The 16506-nt window shown below is 70.8% G+C and carries 10 protein-coding genes; all 10 read left to right on the plus strand.

The window, feature by feature from the left end; translation table 11 throughout:
* Positions 1 to 530: 530 nt before the first annotated feature.
* Complete coding sequence (locus ABZS64_RS11840; RefSeq protein WP_355826770.1) at positions 531 to 2009, plus strand: sugar transferase; 1479 nt, start codon at positions 531 to 533, stop codon at positions 2007 to 2009.
* Between the two features lie 73 nt (positions 2010 to 2082).
* Complete coding sequence (locus ABZS64_RS11845; protein WP_355826773.1) at positions 2083 to 3399, plus strand: nucleotide sugar dehydrogenase; 1317 nt, start codon at positions 2083 to 2085, stop codon at positions 3397 to 3399.
* Entirely contained in the window at positions 3389 to 4654 is a 1266-nt protein-coding gene (locus ABZS64_RS11850; RefSeq protein ID WP_355826776.1) for a glycosyltransferase family 4 protein, read from the plus strand. The genes ABZS64_RS11845 and ABZS64_RS11850 overlap by 11 nt, the downstream gene beginning before the upstream one ends.
* Entirely contained in the window at positions 4651 to 6021 is a 1371-nt protein-coding gene (locus ABZS64_RS11855; protein ID WP_355826779.1) for a Wzz/FepE/Etk N-terminal domain-containing protein, read from the plus strand. Before ABZS64_RS11850 ends, ABZS64_RS11855 begins: the two co-directional genes overlap by 4 nt.
* The gene (locus ABZS64_RS11860) at positions 6018 to 7538 is read left to right on the plus strand and encodes a Wzz/FepE/Etk N-terminal domain-containing protein (RefSeq protein ID WP_355826782.1); all 1521 of its coding nucleotides are present in this window, start codon (positions 6018 to 6020) and stop codon (positions 7536 to 7538) included. The genes ABZS64_RS11855 and ABZS64_RS11860 overlap by 4 nt, the downstream gene beginning before the upstream one ends.
* A 2-nt stretch (positions 7539 to 7540) precedes the next feature.
* Positions 7541 to 9469, plus strand: a complete 1929-nt coding sequence (gene asnB / locus ABZS64_RS11865) for an asparagine synthase (glutamine-hydrolyzing) (protein WP_355826785.1) — start codon at positions 7541 to 7543, stop codon at positions 9467 to 9469.
* 25 nt (positions 9470 to 9494) lie between these two features.
* The gene (locus ABZS64_RS11870) at positions 9495 to 11684 is read left to right on the plus strand and encodes a bi-domain-containing oxidoreductase (protein WP_355826788.1); all 2190 of its coding nucleotides are present in this window, start codon (positions 9495 to 9497) and stop codon (positions 11682 to 11684) included.
* Positions 11681 to 13648, plus strand: a complete 1968-nt coding sequence (locus ABZS64_RS11875) for an alginate lyase family protein (protein ID WP_355826791.1) — start codon at positions 11681 to 11683, stop codon at positions 13646 to 13648. Before ABZS64_RS11870 ends, ABZS64_RS11875 begins: the two co-directional genes overlap by 4 nt.
* 13 nt (positions 13649 to 13661) lie before the next feature.
* Complete coding sequence (locus ABZS64_RS11880; protein ID WP_355826794.1) at positions 13662 to 15200, plus strand: right-handed parallel beta-helix repeat-containing protein; 1539 nt, start codon at positions 13662 to 13664, stop codon at positions 15198 to 15200.
* Between the two features lies 1 nt (position 15201).
* Positions 15202 to 16506 (plus strand): O-antigen ligase domain-containing protein, encoded by a 1305-nt coding sequence (locus ABZS64_RS11885; RefSeq protein WP_355826797.1) that lies wholly within the window; start codon positions 15202 to 15204, stop codon positions 16504 to 16506.

Genomic DNA, 16506 nt, shown 5'->3' on the forward strand with positions numbered 1-16506 from the left:
CGGCCCAGCCGGCAGTGCCGGGACGCCTCGGGGTTGCCGGCGCCGGCAGCCCGGAGAACTCCCGTCATCACAGGTCACAAGGCACGTCTCCGTCGTCAAGGCACGCAGGCGGTCACCCATCGGTGAATCCACCTTCAAAGCTTGCGCACAAATTGCACACACACCCCTCTTCAGACGGGCCCCGATGGTCTAGATTGACCGTGCTTCACATGCTCGGACACGAGGCGACAAATGATGATCTATAGGTCCGGCGCTACGGACAGCCAGTAGTCGCGTCCCCGGCGCCAGACCTCGAGACTCTGGCAGGACATGCGAGTCCGCTGCCGCCTGGGTGGGGTGTTCGAGTAGCGCTGCAATAGCCGGTATGTCATTCGCGGGGGGGGGCCGGTGCCTCCCGGAGGGAGGAACAGCGCGGCGCGGGGGGCGGGGGGCCTCCCAAGGGGAGGAACAGTGCGGGGGGCGGGGGCCTCCCGGGGGGAGGAACCGTGTGGAGTGAACACGTCGAGCCCACTGGCGCCCTGGGGGGGGCTGTGCAGCAGGGAGAATTAGTCAGCCCGCTTCTATCGGTGCGCGAGCGTCCGGTGAACGGGGCAATCAGACAGCCCGCGATCGACTGGGAGCAGCGGTACCACCGTGCCGTGATCACCAGCGATACCGTGGCCACCGCCTTCGTGGTGGCGGCGATCGGCGGCTTCTTCGGGGTCCGGGACGCGGCCAACTGGCACGAGAATTGGGGATTTCTCGCATTCGGCACCGAGCTGCTGGTGCTGGGAGCGCTTGCGGTGAGCCGGTCGTGGGCTCCGGCCATACTCGGCCAGGGCGCCGAGGAATTCCGCCGGCTCGGACGCTCACTTTTCACGGCGGCCGTCGTACTGGCGCTCGGCGGGATCGCCCTCACCTCGCGCAACATCAAGCTCTGGATATTCGTCGCGATCCCGGCGATCGCGCTCATCACCATGACCGCGCGGTATCTGCTGCGCCTCTGGCTGCACAAACAGCGGAAGGAAGGACGGTGCCTGCGACCGGTGCTCGCTGCCGGGAGCCCGGCCACCGTGCGCGACCTGATCACCCGAGTCCGTAAGTTCCCGCACCTCGGCTGGCGGGTGGAGGCGGTGTGCACGCCGGACGGTCTCGGGCTCGACGGTGACCAACTGGACGGAGTGCCGGTCGTCGGCCGACTGGCGGACGTCGCCAACCACGTCCGCCGCGACGGCTACCGTGTCGTCGCGGTCACACCGGACCCGCACTGGTCACCGGACCGGCTGCAGCGGCTGGCTTGGAACCTCGAAGGCAGCGATGCCGAGATGGTCGTGGCCCCCGTGCTGATGGAGGTGGCCGGCCCGCGGCTGCACGTCGACGCGGTGCTCGGGATCCCACTGCTGCGGGTCAGCATGCCGATCTTCACCGGAGGTCGCCGGGCGGTCAAAGAGGTCGTCGACCGGATGGGCGCGGCGGTCCTGCTGATGCTGTTCGCGCCGCTGATGGTGCTCGTCGGGCTGCTCGTGCTGGTGGACAGCCGGGGTGGGGTGTTCTACCGCCAGCGCAGGGTCGGCAAGGACGGCCGCGAGTTCACCATAGTCAAGTTCCGCACCATGGTCGCCGGGGCCGACGGGGCACGTGCCGGGCTGACCGAGCGCAACGAGGGCGCCGGCCTGCTGTTCAAGCTCCGCCGGGATCCGCGGGTGACCCGGCTGGGAGCGGTGCTGCGCCGGTACTCGATCGACGAGCTCCCGCAGCTTTTCAACGTGCTCACCGGCTCGATGTCGCTCGTCGGTCCGCGGCCTCCGTTACCGGAGGAGTCCGCTGCGTACGGCCCGGACATCCGGCGGCGGCTGCTGGTCAAGCCCGGGCTCACCGGCCTGTGGCAGATCAGCGGACGCAGCGACCTGCCGTGGGAGGAGGCGGTCCGGCTGGACCTGCGGTACGTGGAGGACTGGTCGCTCGCCCTGGACACAGTGATCTTGTGGAAGACGCTGCGTGCGGTGCTCCAAGGGCAGGGGGCCTACTGATGCGCGGGGGTCGTCGTCCGGTCGTTGCACCGACCGCAGGCCGGAAGGGCCTGCCTGGGGGGAGGAACGGATCATGAGGGTAAGCGTCTTTGGGCTCGGCTACGTGGGCTGCGTGTCGGCCGCATGCCTGGCCAGCCTGGGTCACCAGGTCATCGGGGTGGACGTGAGCCAGGCGAAGGTCGACCTGGTCAACGACGGCATGGCCCCGGTGGTCGAGGAGCGGATCGGCGAGCTCATCGCCGAGGTCGTGCGGGCCGGGGCGTTGCGCGCCACCGGCGACGTCCGCGAGGCGATCATGGGCAGCGACGTGTCGCTGGTCTGCGTGGGCACGCCGTCGGAGCCCAACGGCAGCCTGTGCACCACGTACTTGGAGCGGGTCACCGAGCAGATCGGTGCCGCGGTAGCCGAGCGGGGTGGGCGGCACACCGTCGTGTTCCGCAGCACCATGCTCCCCGGCACCTGCCTGAACCTGCTGGTACCGATCCTGGAGAAGTACGTCGGCGGCACGGCCGGGGTGGACGTCGGGGTCGCGGTCAACCCGGAGTTCCTGCGCGAGGGCACGAGCGTGCGGGACTTCTTCGATCCGCCCAAGACCGTCATCGGCGAGCTCGACCCGGCAAGCGGCGACACGGTGATGGCGCTGTACGACGGCTTGCCCGGCGAGGTGTTCCGGGTGCCGGTCCCGACGGCCGAGGCGATCAAATATGCGGACAACGCGTTCCACGGCCTCAAGATCGGCTTCGCGAACGAGCTGGGCGCGGTGTGCCAGGCGCTCGGGGTGGACTCGCACCAGGTGATGGACGTGTTCATGGCCGATCGCAAGCTGAACATCAGCCCCGCCTACCTGCGGCCCGGCTTCGCCTTCGGTGGCTCCTGCCTGCCCAAGGACATACGCAGCCTGGTCCACGCGGCGCAGCGGGCCGACGTCTCGGTGCCCATCCTCGCCCACGTTCTGCCCTCCAACTCCGACCATCTGCAGCGCGCGGTGGAGCTGGTCGAGCGCACCGGCAAGCGCCGGGTGGGCCTGTTCGGGTTGTCCTTCAAACCCGGCACCGACGACCTCCGCGAGAGCCCGCTCGTCGAGCTGGCGGAAAGACTCTTCGGCAAGGGTTACGACCTGAGGATCTACGACGCCAACGTGAGCCTCTCCCGGCTGATCGGCGCGAACCGCGAGTACATCGAGACCCGGCTGCCGCACCTCGCGCAACTGCTTGCGGAGTCCGTCGGCGAGGTGCTCGAGCATGCCGAGGTGTGCCTGGTCGGGACCAGGGATCCGGCTGTGCTGTCGGCGCTGCCCCATGGCGACGGCCCGGTGCTCATCGACCTCATCCGCCTTCCCGACGCCGAGGCGCGCCGGGCCGAACCGGGGTACGTGGGCCTTGTCTGGTGACATAACCAGCGGCGCCGGGCCGGCCCGACGCGCGCTGATCCTGGTGGAGAACCTGTCGGTGCCGTTCGACCGGCGGGTGTGGCAGGAGTGCACGACGCTGCGCGACGCGGGGTGGAAGGTGCACGTCATCTGTCCCCAGGGGAGTACGCGGGACACGGAGCCTGAGGCAGAGATCGACGGGGTGCGGATCCACCGCTACCCGTTGCGCGCGGCCACCGGAGGGCCGGCCGGCTACCTGCGGGAGTACGGATCGGCGTTGTGGCACACGGTCCGGCTGGCCCGCAAGGTCGGCCCGGTCGACGTGGTCCACGCCTGCAACCCGCCGGACCTGCTGTTCCTGCCGGCGCTGTGGCTGAAGCGGCGCGGCGCGCGGTTCGTCTTCGACCAGCACGACCTGGTACCCGAGCTGTACCTCTCCCGGTTCGGCCGCGGTGAAGACCGGCTCTACCGCGCCGTGTGCGCGCTGGAACGGCTGACCTACCGGGCCGCGGACGTCGTGCTCGCCACGAACGAGAGCTACCGGGACGTCGCGATGCGCCGTGGCGGTCGACGGCCGGAGGACGTTTTCGTGGTGCGCAGTGCGCCCCAGATCGATCGGTTCCAACCGGTGCCGCCCGAGCCGGAGTTGAAGCGCGGCAAGCCTCATCTGCTGTGCTATCTGGGCGTCATGGGCCCTCAGGACGGCGTCGACTATGCCTTGCGGGCCCTTGCGAAGCTGCGCGACGAGCTCGGGCGGACCGACTGGCATGCGGTGTTCGTCGGCGCGGGCGACGCCTTCGACGCGATGGTGGAGCTGTCCCGGCGGCTCGGGCTCACGGAGCAGGTGCAGTTCACCGGGCGCATTCCGGACGCCGACCTGGTGCGCTACCTGTCCACCGCGGACGTGTGCCTTTCCCCCGACCCGCGCAATCCGCTCAACAACGTGTCGACCATGAACAAGGTCCTGGAGTACATGGCGATGGGCCGGCCGATCGTCTCGTTCGACCTGAAGGAGGCGCGCGTCTCCGCCGGTGACGCCGCCGTTTACGCGCCCGCCAACGACGAGGCCCAATTCGCCAAGCTCATCGCGGTGTTGTTGGACGATCCGGAGAAGCGGGCCCGGATGGGCAAGATCGGCCAGGAGCGGATCAGCGGGCAGCTTTCATGGCGGAACTCGCAGGCATCGCTGCTCGCCGCCTACGCCGCCGCGTGCCGTGACCGCACTCCGGTGTCGGCGGGCGACCCGGTCCGCACAGGGAAGAGGCAGCGGCGTTGAGCGATGACACGATCCGCCTCGTCACGATCGGGCGGATACTCCGTCGGCGGTGGCGACTTCTCGCCGTCCTCGCCGTGGTGGGCACACTCGTCGGCTACGGCACCTCGGTGGTGGTGTTCCCGCCGCGTTACACCGCGTCGGCACCGGTACTGCTGCCGGGGCAGTGGGAGGAGCGCGAGCTGCTCACCCAGGTGGACATCGCGACCAGTTCGGCGGTGGTCGACCGCGCGGCCGCCGCTCTCCACTGGTCCGGCGTCAGCGGCACCGAGCTGCGGGACCACGTGAGCGCCAAGGCTGCCGACGGGAACATCATCACGATCTCGGGTACGGCCGACACCCCGGAGCGCGCGCAGCAGCTCTCCGACCGGGTGGCCCAGCAATTCGTGCAATTCGCCGCGCAGATCGCGGGCAGCGGCACCGACGCCGGAGCGGCTACGGGAGCCGAGGCGCTGCGGAAGAAGGTGGCGGAGACCAACCGCCGCATCACCGACCTGGCCAAGGCGGCCGATCCGGGGCAGACCGTGGAGAGCGTGCAGGCCCGCACCGCGCTCGAGAACCTGCGCACCTCGCTGGAGGAGGCCATGAAGAAGCTGGACGAGGCCGACCCGGCGACCAACAAGGCAGGCATGGTCGTCATGGGCCCGGCCGCCCGGCCGACCGGCGAGGCGCCGCCGACGAGGATGCAGCTCATCGTCGCCGGGGCGCTGCTGTTCTTCCTGCTCGCCGTCATCGGCCATCTCGTCGCCGCACGGATGAATCGCCGACTGCGCACCGAACCGGAGATCGCCGCGGCGCTGGGCTCGACGCTCCTCGGCACCGTCGACGTGCCCGGTGAACGGCGCGCGCGCCGGCCAGAAGGCGGGGGCCCACGAGCCCGGATCCGCCGACTCCTCGGCGTCGACACCCGGTGGGACATACCGGCCCCGCAGAAGTCCGGCGACGAGGCCGGCAGACGGCTCCGCTACCGGCGGGTGTGCGCTCGCCTCCGGGACCGACTGCCGGGCGCCCAGCGGCTGCTGGTTGTCGTACCGGACGGCGACGAGATCGCCCGCCGGGCCGCCGGGCAGCTCGTCGACGAGGCCAAGAGCGATCCGCTGCTGCGGGTGGTGGAGGTGTCGGTGGACCGGCCGATGGTGCCGGACCGCGACACCGAGTCCGGCGCCCTGGTGGTCCTCAGCGCGGGCAGCTGGACCGCGGAGGAGCTCACCGGCATCGCCGAGGCGTGCGCGGATGGCAGGCACGAGGTCGTCGGCGTCGTCGTCGCCGGCATGGTCAAGGCCCGCCCCACGCGGTCTGCCGGCCAACTTCCGGACGACGCCACTCTGGCGCTCGCGGTGCCCGGCCACGCGACGGGAGGTTCAGCGTGACGACGAGCACGACTTCGGAGTCGTCGGCCGCCGCTCCGCTCCTCGACCTGCAGGCGCTGGTGGTGGCGGTGCGCAGGCGCCGCCGCCTGTGGTGCGCCATGGCGCTCCTTGGCCTGCTGGTCGGCGCAGCGGTGGCGGTCCTGATGCCGCCGCCGCCGAGCGCGGTTACCAAGGTGCTGGTCGCGCACGAGGAGGACCAGCCGAACGACACCGGAACGCTGATCCGCACCGACGTCGCGCTGCTGCAGACCACGCGGGTCGCCGGCATGGCCCTGAAGTCCCTCAAGTCCCCGGAAAAACCTGAGGACTTCATGCGGGACTACCGGGGTACCGGCCTGACCAACAACCTGCTGCAGATCGATGTGACCGGCGACAGCGACGCGGAAGCGGTGGCCCGGGCCAAGGCGCTGGCCGATGCGTTCGTCGCGGACCACGTGAGGCGGATGCAGGAAGCCGCGAAGGCCGAGGCCAAGGCCCTGCTCGACCAGCGTGACCGCATGCGGGACGAGCTCGCCCAGGTCAACAAGGAGATCGGAGACCGATCGCCGGACAGCGACCCGAAAGCGTCGGCGAGCGTCGAGTCGCTCTTCGCCCGCCGGGCCGAACTCAACTCGCGGATCGCCGATTTCGGCCAGCGCGCCGCGGAGGCGCGCACCGGCACGCCCAAGGTCATCGCCGGCACGCAGATCGTGGACGCCCCGCGCGCGGTGCGACACTCCCTGCCCAAGGCAGCTGTCACCGACGCCGCGATCGGGCTCGTCCTCGGACTCGTCCTCGGACTCGCGCTGGCCGCGATCGGCACGGTGGTGGCGGACCGCCCCGTGCTGCGCCGGGACATCGCGGCGAACCTGGGTGCCTCGGTCATCGCGGAGCTGCCCCGCCGGTCGGGCAGGCTGTGGCAGCGCCGACGGACCCGGGCGGCACGCGAACGGCTCACTGCGTCCCTGGCCCGCACCGTGCGCGGCTCCGCGGAACCGTTGTCGCTGCTGGAACTGGGCTGTGCGCGCAGCACGAGCGTGATCGCCCTGAACATCGCGAGGGCACTGGCGGCGGAGGGGCCAGTGGTCATCATCGATGGTCTGCCCGGCCCGCAGCTCGCAGGCCGCCGCCCCAAGCCAGGAGACCCGACCGTGGTCAGCGGCGAGCGTGCCGCGGCCGTGCCGGACCAGGGGCGCCTCCTCGGCGTCGGCTCGGTGGCGCCCGGCACTGCGTGGACCGACCTCCAGTACCTCGGCACTCAGACCGTGCTCGTCGTGCGTGCCGGGCACGGCAGCGCCGCATGGCTGCACACCGTGGCGCGGCAGCTCGCGGACCAGCGCATTCCGGTGATCGGTGTGGTGCTGATCGACCCCGATCCTCGTGACCGGACCGACGGCACGCTGTGGGACGGGCTGCACACCGCGCTGCGCGGCCAGAACGAGCGGCTGGCCCGACAGAACGGGACGGGCCGGCGGCGGGCTGAGCGGCTGCCGATGCGGGCGGCACGCGTCCCGGACAGCGACCAGGAGGCGCGGTAGACATGTGTGGCATCGCAGGCACTTACCGATGGCCGGACGGGAAGGCCGTGACCGACCGGCTCACCGATACCCTCGCCCACCGCGGTCCGGACGGGGCGGGCCGGTACAGCCACCCCGCCGGTGACGGCGAAGTGCACCTCGGGCACCGTCGGCTGGCCATCATCGACCTGTCCGAGACCGGCGCCCAGCCGATGGTCTCGGGCGGCCTCTCCCTCACGTACAACGGCGAGCTGTACAACGCGCCCGAGCTGCGTGCCGAGCTGGCAGCCGCTGGGGTGCGCTTCCGCGGTACCTCCGACAGTGAGGTGCTCCTTGAGGCCTGGCGGCGCTGGGGCACCGACTGCCTGCCCCGGCTGCGCGGCATGTTCGCGTTCGGGATCTTCGACGAGCGAACCGGTGAACTGGTGCTCGCCCGCGACCAGCTCGGCATCAAGCCGCTGTTCCTGCTCCGGCGCGGCGAGGGTCTGGTGTTCGCCTCCGAGCTCAAGGCGCTCGCCGCCGTGACCGGTGGGTCGCTGCAGGTGGACCATGCGGCGCTGGTGGCCTCACTGCTGTACTACTGGGTGCCGGACTCACGATGCGCGTTCCGCGAAGCGGAGAAGCTGCCGCCGGGGAGCTGGCTGCGGTGCCGGCCCGACGGCCGGGTGGAGCGCGGCCGGTACTGGAACCTCCGGGACGTCGCCGCCGAGGGCCGGGAGCGGGCCCGGAGCGGCGAGCAGCCGGACCTGGCCGCCATCGTCGAGGAGTCGACTCGGCGCCACCTGCTCTCCGACGTACCCGTGGCGACCTTCCTCTCCGGCGGCCTTGACTCCAGCTACCTGACCGCGCTGGCGGCCCGCGACCGACCCGGGATCTCCGCTTACACGATCGGGTTCCGCGCCGAGGACGCCAGGTTCGAGGCGATGCCGGACGACTTGCGCTATGCCCGGCAGGTGGCCGAGCGATTCGGCGTCGACCTGCACGAGATCGAGATCGCTCCGAACGTGCTCGACCTGCTGCCGCAGATGACGTACCACCTGGACGAGCCGATCGGCGACCCCGCCGCGATCAACACCTATCTGATCTGCTCGGCCGCCCGGGAGGCCGGGGTCAAGGTGATGCTCTCGGGGATGGGTGCCGACGAGCTGTTCGCCGGTTACCGCAAGCACCTGGCCAACCTGATCGCGCTGCGCTACCAGCGCATCCCGCGGCCCCTGCGGCGCGGCCTGTCCAGGGCCGTGGACCTGCTGCCGGTCGCCACGGCCCGCCGGGGGTACCGGTCGGTGCGCTTCGCGAAGCGGTTCCTCTCCTTCGCCGATCTGCCGGAGGAGACCGCGTTCCGGCGCAGCTACACCATGTACGACCAGGACGAGCTGCTCGCCCTGGTCAATCCGGACTTGGCCGGGACGGTCGAGGACGTGCTGACCGAGCATGCGGACATCTACCAGGACAACGACCTCGACGACTTCGTCAACCGCATGTGCCTGGGCGACGCCCGGATGTTCCTGCCGGGCCTGAACCTCGCCTACACGGACCGGTCGAGCATGGCCGCGTCGACCGAGGTGCGGGTGCCGTATGTGGACGTCGAGGTGGTCAAGGCGGCGTTCGCCGTGCCCGGTGATCGCAAGATCGTCGGACGGCAGGGTAAGGCCGTCCTCAAGGAGGCGGCCGGCTCGATCCTGCCCCGGGAGATCGTGTACCGGCCCAAGGGCCTGTTCAGCGCTCCGCTGCGCGCCTGGATGAGCCGGGATCTGGCACCGCTGGTGCGCGAGGTGGTGAACGACGGCGTGCTCGTCAACTCCGGGCTCCTGCGCCGCGACGCGCTGGCGCGCATGGTCGCCGAGGACGCCGCCGGGCAGCGGGACTTCTCCAAGCATCTGTGGCATGTGCTGACCCTCGAGTACTGGTATCGCGGCGCGACCTCTGGCTCCGGCCAGAGCCGGGCGGCTTGACGGCGTGGAAATAAGAGGAGCTCGGGTGAAACAGGTCGTGCAGAACTACAAGAGCGGCGAGCTGGCGGTGCTCGACGTGCCGGTGCCGGGGTGCAAGCCGGGCGGTGTGCTGGTCCGGAGCGCCTACTCGCTGATATCCACCGGGACCGAGCTCATGAAGGTGTCCGAGGCCGGCATGTCGATGCTGGGCAAGGCCCGCTCCCGGCCGGACCAGGTGGCCAAGGTCATGCAGAGCGTGGCCACCAACGGGGTGCCCGCCACCTACCGCAAGGTGATGGGCAAGCTGGACTCCTACACGCCGCTGGGCTACTCGCTGTGCGGGGTGGTCGAGCAGGTCGGCACCGGGATCGACGACGTGAAGGTCGGCGACCTCGTGGCCTGCGCCGGTAATGAGCACGCGTTGCACGCCGAGCTGAACTGGGTGCCGAAGAACCTCTACGCCCCGGTGCCGGACGGCCTCGCACCGCGGCACGCGGCCTTCGGCACCGTCGGGTCGATCGCGATGCAGGGCGTCCGCCGCGGCGAGCCACAACTCGGCGAAGTGGCCCTGGTCATCGGCCTCGGTCTGATCGGGCAGCTGGTGGTGCAGCTCCTCGCCGCCTCGGGGGTCCGCGTCGTCGGGGTCGACCCCGACCCGGAGCGCTGCGAGCTCGCCGAACGCCTGGGCGCCACGGCCTGCGGCGATCCCGCCTCCGCGGCCGTGGAGAACTCCGTCGCCGAACTCACCGGGGGTCATGGCGTGGACCAGGTGTACCTGGCCGCCGGCGGCGGCAGCAACCAGCCCGTCGAGCTGGCCGCGCGGTTGAGCCGGGACCGCGGCCGGGTCGTCGACATCGGCAAGTGCCGCCTGGACCTGCCGTGGAACGCGTACTACGAGAAAGAGCTCGACGTCCGGTTCTCGCGCTCGTACGGCCCCGGGCGCTACGACCCGGAGTACGAGCTCGAAGGGCGGGACTACCCGATCGGCTACGTGCGCTGGACCGAGCGCCGCAACCTGGCGTGCTTCCTCGATCTCCTCGCCCGCGGCCGCGTCGACGTGGAGCCCTTGGTCTCCCACATCTCCGACTTCGATGACGCCGTCGAGACGTACCAGCGCCTGAAGGACGGTGATCTGAAGGCCGTGGCCGTGCTGTTCCGGTACCCCGAGCAGAAAGAGGAAGCGGGGGAAGCGGAGGCCCCGGCGGTGGCCGTGCCCGCGGTGCGACGCAGCGGCGGAGCGTCCACCCCGGCCCGGTCCGCCAAGGCGCCGGTGCGGCTGGCGTTCGTCGGCGCGGGAAACTACGCGACGTCGATGCTGCTGCCGCACCTGGCACAGCGCGACGGCGTCGAGTTGTCCACGGTCGTCACCACGACGGCGCTGTCCGCGGCCAACGCGAAGCGGAAGTTCGGCTTCGCCGAGGCGACCACCGATCTCGACGCCGTGCTCGGCGACAAGTCCATCGACGCGGTGTTCGTCGTCACCCGGCACAGCTCGCACGCCGAACTGACCCGAAGGGCGCTGCTGGCCGGCAAGACGGTGTTCGTGGAGAAGCCGTTGGCACTCACCGAGGACGAGCTGGCCGGCGTGCTCGCGGCGGTCGAGGAGTCCGGCAACGACCGGCTGCAGGTGGGCTTCAACCGTCGGTTCGCGCCGCTGTTGCAGGAGGCCAGGAAGCGGTTCGGCGCCCGGACCGGTCCGGCGAGCCTCCGCTACCTGGTCAACGCGGGCCGGCTGCAGCACGGCAGCTGGTACCTCCAACAGGGCACCGAGGGCTCGCGCTTCGCCGGCGAGGGCGGACACTTCATCGACACGGCGAGCTGGCTGCTCGAGGCCGACCCGGTATCGGTGTACGCGGTCGCCGCGTCCGGCAACGAGGACCTGCAGGTCGTGCTGCACTACCCGGACGGGTCCACCGCCACCATCAGCTACGTCACCACCGGCGCGCCCAGCTTCCCCAAGGAGACGCTGGACCTTGTCGCGGACGGCAAGGTGCTGCGGCTCGACGACTTCGTCCGTGCCTCGGTGTACGGCCGCAAGCGGTGGGTCAGTTCGCGGCTGCCCAAGGCTCGGGACAAGGGCCAGTCCGCCGAGCTGGCGGCGTTCATCAAGGCCGTGCGGACCGGCGGGCCGATGCCGGTGCCGCTGGAGTCACTGGTCGCCACCACGTCGGCCACCCTCGCCGTGCAGGCCGGCCTGGTCGGCGGCGTGCCGGTGACGTTGGCGAGGGCTCGATGACCATGAGCGCGGGCTGGTACCTGCGGCGGCTGTCCCGGATGGGACCGCGGGAGGTCGGCGGCCGGGTGGGCGACGCGGTGCGCAGGCGGCGGTGGCGGTCGGCGCGGCCGGACTGCCCGAGCGTGACCGGCGCCCGGTTCACCGCGGTACTGCCCGCAGGGACGATCGCCGCGGTGCCACCGGACGCCGCGAAACGTCTCGTCGCCGAGGCGGACCGGCTGATGGCCGGGCACGCCGAGTATTTCGGGGTGGACCGCGACGACCTGGCCGACCCGGACTGGTGGTACGACCCGAAGACCGGGCGCCGGGCTCCGTGGGGCTACGCCTTCGACGTGCCGTACCGGGACGAGGACGCGGTCGGGGACATCAAGCAGATCTGGGAGCTGTCCCGGCATCAGTACCTCACCGTGCTCGCCGTCGCCTACGCGATCACCGGGGACGAGCGGTACGCCGAGCGAGTGGCCGAGCACCTGCGGTCGTGGTGGGCGGCCAACGCGCCGCTGCGCGGAGTGCACTGGACCAGCGGCATCGAGCTGGGGATCCGGCTGCTGTCCTGGGTGTGGATCCGCCGGCTGCTCGACGACTGGCCGGGCGTGGCCGGGCTGTTCGAGGGCAACCCGGTGGCGCTCCACCAGATCTGGCACCACCAGCGCTGGCTGGCCGCCTTCCCCAGCCGGGGGTCTTCGGCGAACAACCACGTCATAGCCGAGGCCGCCGGGCAGTTCGCCGCAGCCTGTGCGTTCGGGTGGTTCCCCTCCTCGGCGCGTTGGCGAGCCGGCGCGCTGCGGTCGCTGGAGCGGCATCTGCGAAGCAACACCTTCGGCTCCGGCCTCAACCGCGAGTTGGCCACCGAGTACCACGGACTTGTGCTGGAGCTCGGCCTGGCCGCGGTGGCCGAGGCGGATGCCGCCGACGTGCCGGTGCCCGCGTCGATCCGGCTGGTGCTGCTGCGGATGACCGACGCGCTCGCGGCCGTCGTGGACAACCGGCTGAGGCCGCCGCGCCAGGGGGACGCGGACGATGGGCACGGTCTGGTCGTGGACGGCGCGGGCACCGACCGCTGGGCCTCGCTGCTGGCTACCGGAGACGCCGTGTTCGGCCGGCTCGCCTGGTGGCCGGCGGTGACCGGCACCGATGTGCGCACCCCGCTGCTGGCCGCGCTCATCCGGCCGTACCCGAAAAAAGGAACTGCACCGGCCGTGACCCGCCCGGCAAGCCGACCGGCCCACTTCGCCGACGCGGGGCTCACCATCCTGCGCGGTCCGGCGGAGATCTGGTGCCGCTGCGACGGTGGTCCGCACGGGTTCCTGTCCATCGCCGCGCATGCCCACGCGGACGCACTGTCCGTGGAGGTCCGGCACGACGGGGTCGACGTGCTCGCCGACCCGGGGACGTACTGCTACCACGGACAGCCCCAGTGGCGGCAGTACTTCCGGTCGACCCTCGGCCACAACACCCTGCAATTGGACGGCGGTGACCAGTCCGTCTCCGGCGGCCCGTTCCTGTGGACCCGGCATGCCCGCAGCCGCGTCCTGGTGGCGGACACATCCGGCGCCTCCGACGGGGGGACGGCCCGCTGGTGCGCCGAGCACGACGGCTACCAGCGCTCCGTGCACCGCCGCCGGGTGGAGCTGACCGCAGCGAGCCAGGAGCTGCGGGTGGTCGACGAGGTCCGTGGCGATCGCCGGCCTTTGCGCCTGGCGTTCCACCTCGGGCCGGCGATCACCGCGGACCTGGTGGGGAACCGGGCAGTGCTCACCTGGACCCGGGACGGCGAGGACCGCTCCGCGGAACTCGACCTGCCCGGGCAACTGTCCTGGCGGGCGCATCGCGGCGAGAGTGACCCGCCGCTGGGCTGGTACTCCGCCGGCTTCGGGCGCAAGGAACCCACCACCACGCTGGTCGGCACCGGCTTCGCCGACGGCGCGGAGGGGTTCACCACCGTACTCAGGTTCCGTGGCTAGGGGGCGAGGACGCGTGGTGATCAAGAGGCGGCACTGGGCGTTGCCGACGGCACCGCTGGTGCTGGTCCTGCTGGCGGCGACCGGCTGTACGAGCACGTCGGACGCCTCGGCTAAGCCGACCGGTACGCCCTCCACGTCCGGGGCGCCCTCCACGTCCGTGGCCCGGGTGTGTGCCAAGCCCGCGGCCGGGCCGGCGAAGGCGCCGCCGGGCGCGGTGACGGTCGACCCCGCGGTGGTCGGTGACCTGGCTGCGAAGACCAAGAGCAGCCCCCCGAGCACCACGTTCTGGCTTCGACCGGGCAAGCACACGCTCGAGCCGGACCGCTACGCCCAGGTCATGACCAAGAAGGGGAACCGCTACCTCGGCGCGCCGGGCGCGGTGCTCGACGGCCGGAAGATCAACCAGTACGCGTTCAGCGGTACCGCCCGCGACGTCACCATCCGCTACCTGACCGTGCAGGGTTTCGTCGCGCCGCACGACGAGGGCGTGGTCAACCATGACATGGCCGACGGGTGGGTGATCGAGGACGCGACGATCCAGTACAACTCCGGCGGCGGGCTGATGGCCGGTGCTCGCCAGCAGGTCCGCGCCAGCTGCCTGCGCAACAACGGACAGTACGGAATGAACGCGTACAAGACCGGCGACTCCATCCGCGGCCTGGTGGTCGAGGGCAACGAGATCGTGGGCAACAACACCGACGACTGGGAACGGCGGCAGCCGGGCTGCGGCTGCACCGGAGGCATCAAGTTCTGGGCCGTCAACGGCGCCGACATCCGCGGCAACTGGGTGCACGACAACCACGGAGCCGGATTATGGGCGGACAACAACAACAACGACTTCCGCATCGAGAACAACGTGCTGGAGGCCAACGACGGTGCCGCGCTGATGTACGAGACCAGCTACAACGCGGTCATCCGGAACAACACGATCCGGCGGAACAACTGGGTCGAGGGCCGCAAGTACGGCGACCGCGGCGACACCTTCCCGTACGCGACCATCTACGTGTCCGAGGCCGGCGGCGAACCACGGGTCCCAGCCCGCACGGACAAGATCGAGATCTATCGGAACGTGCTGGAGAACAACTGGAGCGGGATCACCCTGTGGGAGAACGCCGACCGGTTCTGCAACAGCCCGGCCAACACCTCGACCGGTTACTGCACATTGCTGGTGAAGGACACCGCCCGCTGCGCGCGGCCGGCGATCGCCACCGCACCGCTCTACGCCGACTGCCGGTGGAAGACCCAGTGGGTGGACATCCACGACAACCGCTTCGTGCTGGACACGTCCGTCGTCAAGTGCACGGTGGAGTGCGGCCGCATGGCGGTGCTGTCCAACTACGGCACTTATCCGGACTGGTCGCCGTACAAGGGCAAGCGGGTGTCTGAGGCGATCATCCACAAGCAGCACAACCGCTGGCACGACAACGTCTACCGCGGACCGTGGAGCTTTGTCGCCGACGACCCGAGCCGGAAGCTCGACTCCGGGCAGTGGCAGGGCACGCCGTACCGGCAAGACGCGGGCAGCACCTTCGCCCCACAGGCCGGTGGTTGAGATGGGCGGGGACCTGCTGCGCGGTGGGCTGCCGGGCGGACCGGATACGGCGGGCACACAGCCCGGTGCCGGACCACGCCCTGCCGGCACACCGAAGGCCGTCGGGATCGTCTGGGCGTTGCTGGTCCTCAACACGCTCGGCTCCGCCGGGGCGAAGACCATCATCCCGCTGCCCCGCTCCCTCATCCAGATGGTCACCATGGGCGCGCTGGTCGCCGCGTTCGCGCTGGCGCTCGCGCTCAATCTCCGGCTGCGCATCCGAGCCAGCGCCTTCGTGTTGCTGCTCACCCTGCTGCTGGTGCCGAGCGTGATCTCCAGCGCGTACCTGGAGTCCGGGCTCGGCGCGCTGTTCCGCTGCGCCCGGCTGGCTCTCTTCGTCGGCACGCTGTGGCTGCTCAGCCGCTGGTGGGACGGCGGCCTGACGTTCGTCCGGCACCACATCCGGATGTACTTCGCGGTGCTCGTGTCGGTGGCCGCCGGCGCGATCATCTCACCGGGCGCGGCCCTGCCCGAGCTCTACGGCGGGCGGCTGGTCGGCGCGTTGTGGCCGCTCACCCCGCCGCAGATCGGACAGTACGCCGCGGTGATCATCGGGCTCACCGTGCTGCCCGTACTGGGCCGCCGGACCGACAGGGCCAGCGCGGTGGTAGTCATCGTGCCGTCACTCATCCTGCTCGCGTTGACCCATACCCGGACGGCCACGCTCGGCCTGTTCATCGGGCTGGCGTTGGCGATCGGCTCGCTCGTCCTGACCAGCGCAGCCGCCCGCCGGTTCTTCACCTGGGCGGTGCTGTGCGCCGCGGTGGCCGCGGTGGGGTTCGCCTCCGCGCTACAGGCGTGGTTCCTGCGCGGACAGAGCCAGGAGAACTTCTCCGGCCTCACCGGGCGGGCCAAGGTTTGGGACGCCCTGCTGGCAGCGCCCCGGACGACCGCGGAGAAGTTGTTCGGCATGGGCCTGGGCGACAAATCGTTCGGCGGGCTGCCGATCGACAACAGCTGGCTGGCCGTTTACAACGAACAGGGTCTGATCGGCGTCGCCTTGGTGGCGGCGATCATCATCGTGCTGGGCGGCGTCGCGTTGCTGCGGCCACCGTCGCTGTCGAGGGCCTGCGCGATCTTCCTGATCATCTACTGCGCGATCGCGTCGTACACCGAGGCCGGGCTGGGCGATGCCTCGCCGTATCTGCTGCATCTGGCCGTCGCCGCCTCGCTGTTGGTGGCACCTGCCGCGGCCACGCACCTGCCGACGCCCGAAGTCCCTCGACGACGCATCCCGCGATGGGCCCAGAGATCGGAGGTGAGCTGA

It is taken from the genome of Streptomyces sp. NPDC005408, assembly GCF_040606445.1.
GTDB lineage: Bacteria > Actinomycetota > Actinomycetes > Streptomycetales > Streptomycetaceae > Streptomyces.

What these genes read in the sequence shown, in the direction of transcription:
- ABZS64_RS11845 (WP_355826773.1), top strand. Translation starts at nt 2,083, where the DNA reads ATGAGGGTAAGCGTCTTTGGGCTCGGCTACGTGGGCTGCGTGTCGGCC.
- asnB (WP_355826785.1), top strand. Translation starts at nt 7,541, where the DNA reads ATGTGTGGCATCGCAGGCACTTACCGATGGCCGGACGGGAAGGCCGTG.
- ABZS64_RS11875 (WP_355826791.1), top strand. Translation starts at nt 11,681, where the DNA reads ATGACCATGAGCGCGGGCTGGTACCTGCGGCGGCTGTCCCGGATGGGA.
- ABZS64_RS11885 (WP_355826797.1), top strand. Translation starts at nt 15,202, where the DNA reads ATGGGCGGGGACCTGCTGCGCGGTGGGCTGCCGGGCGGACCGGATACG.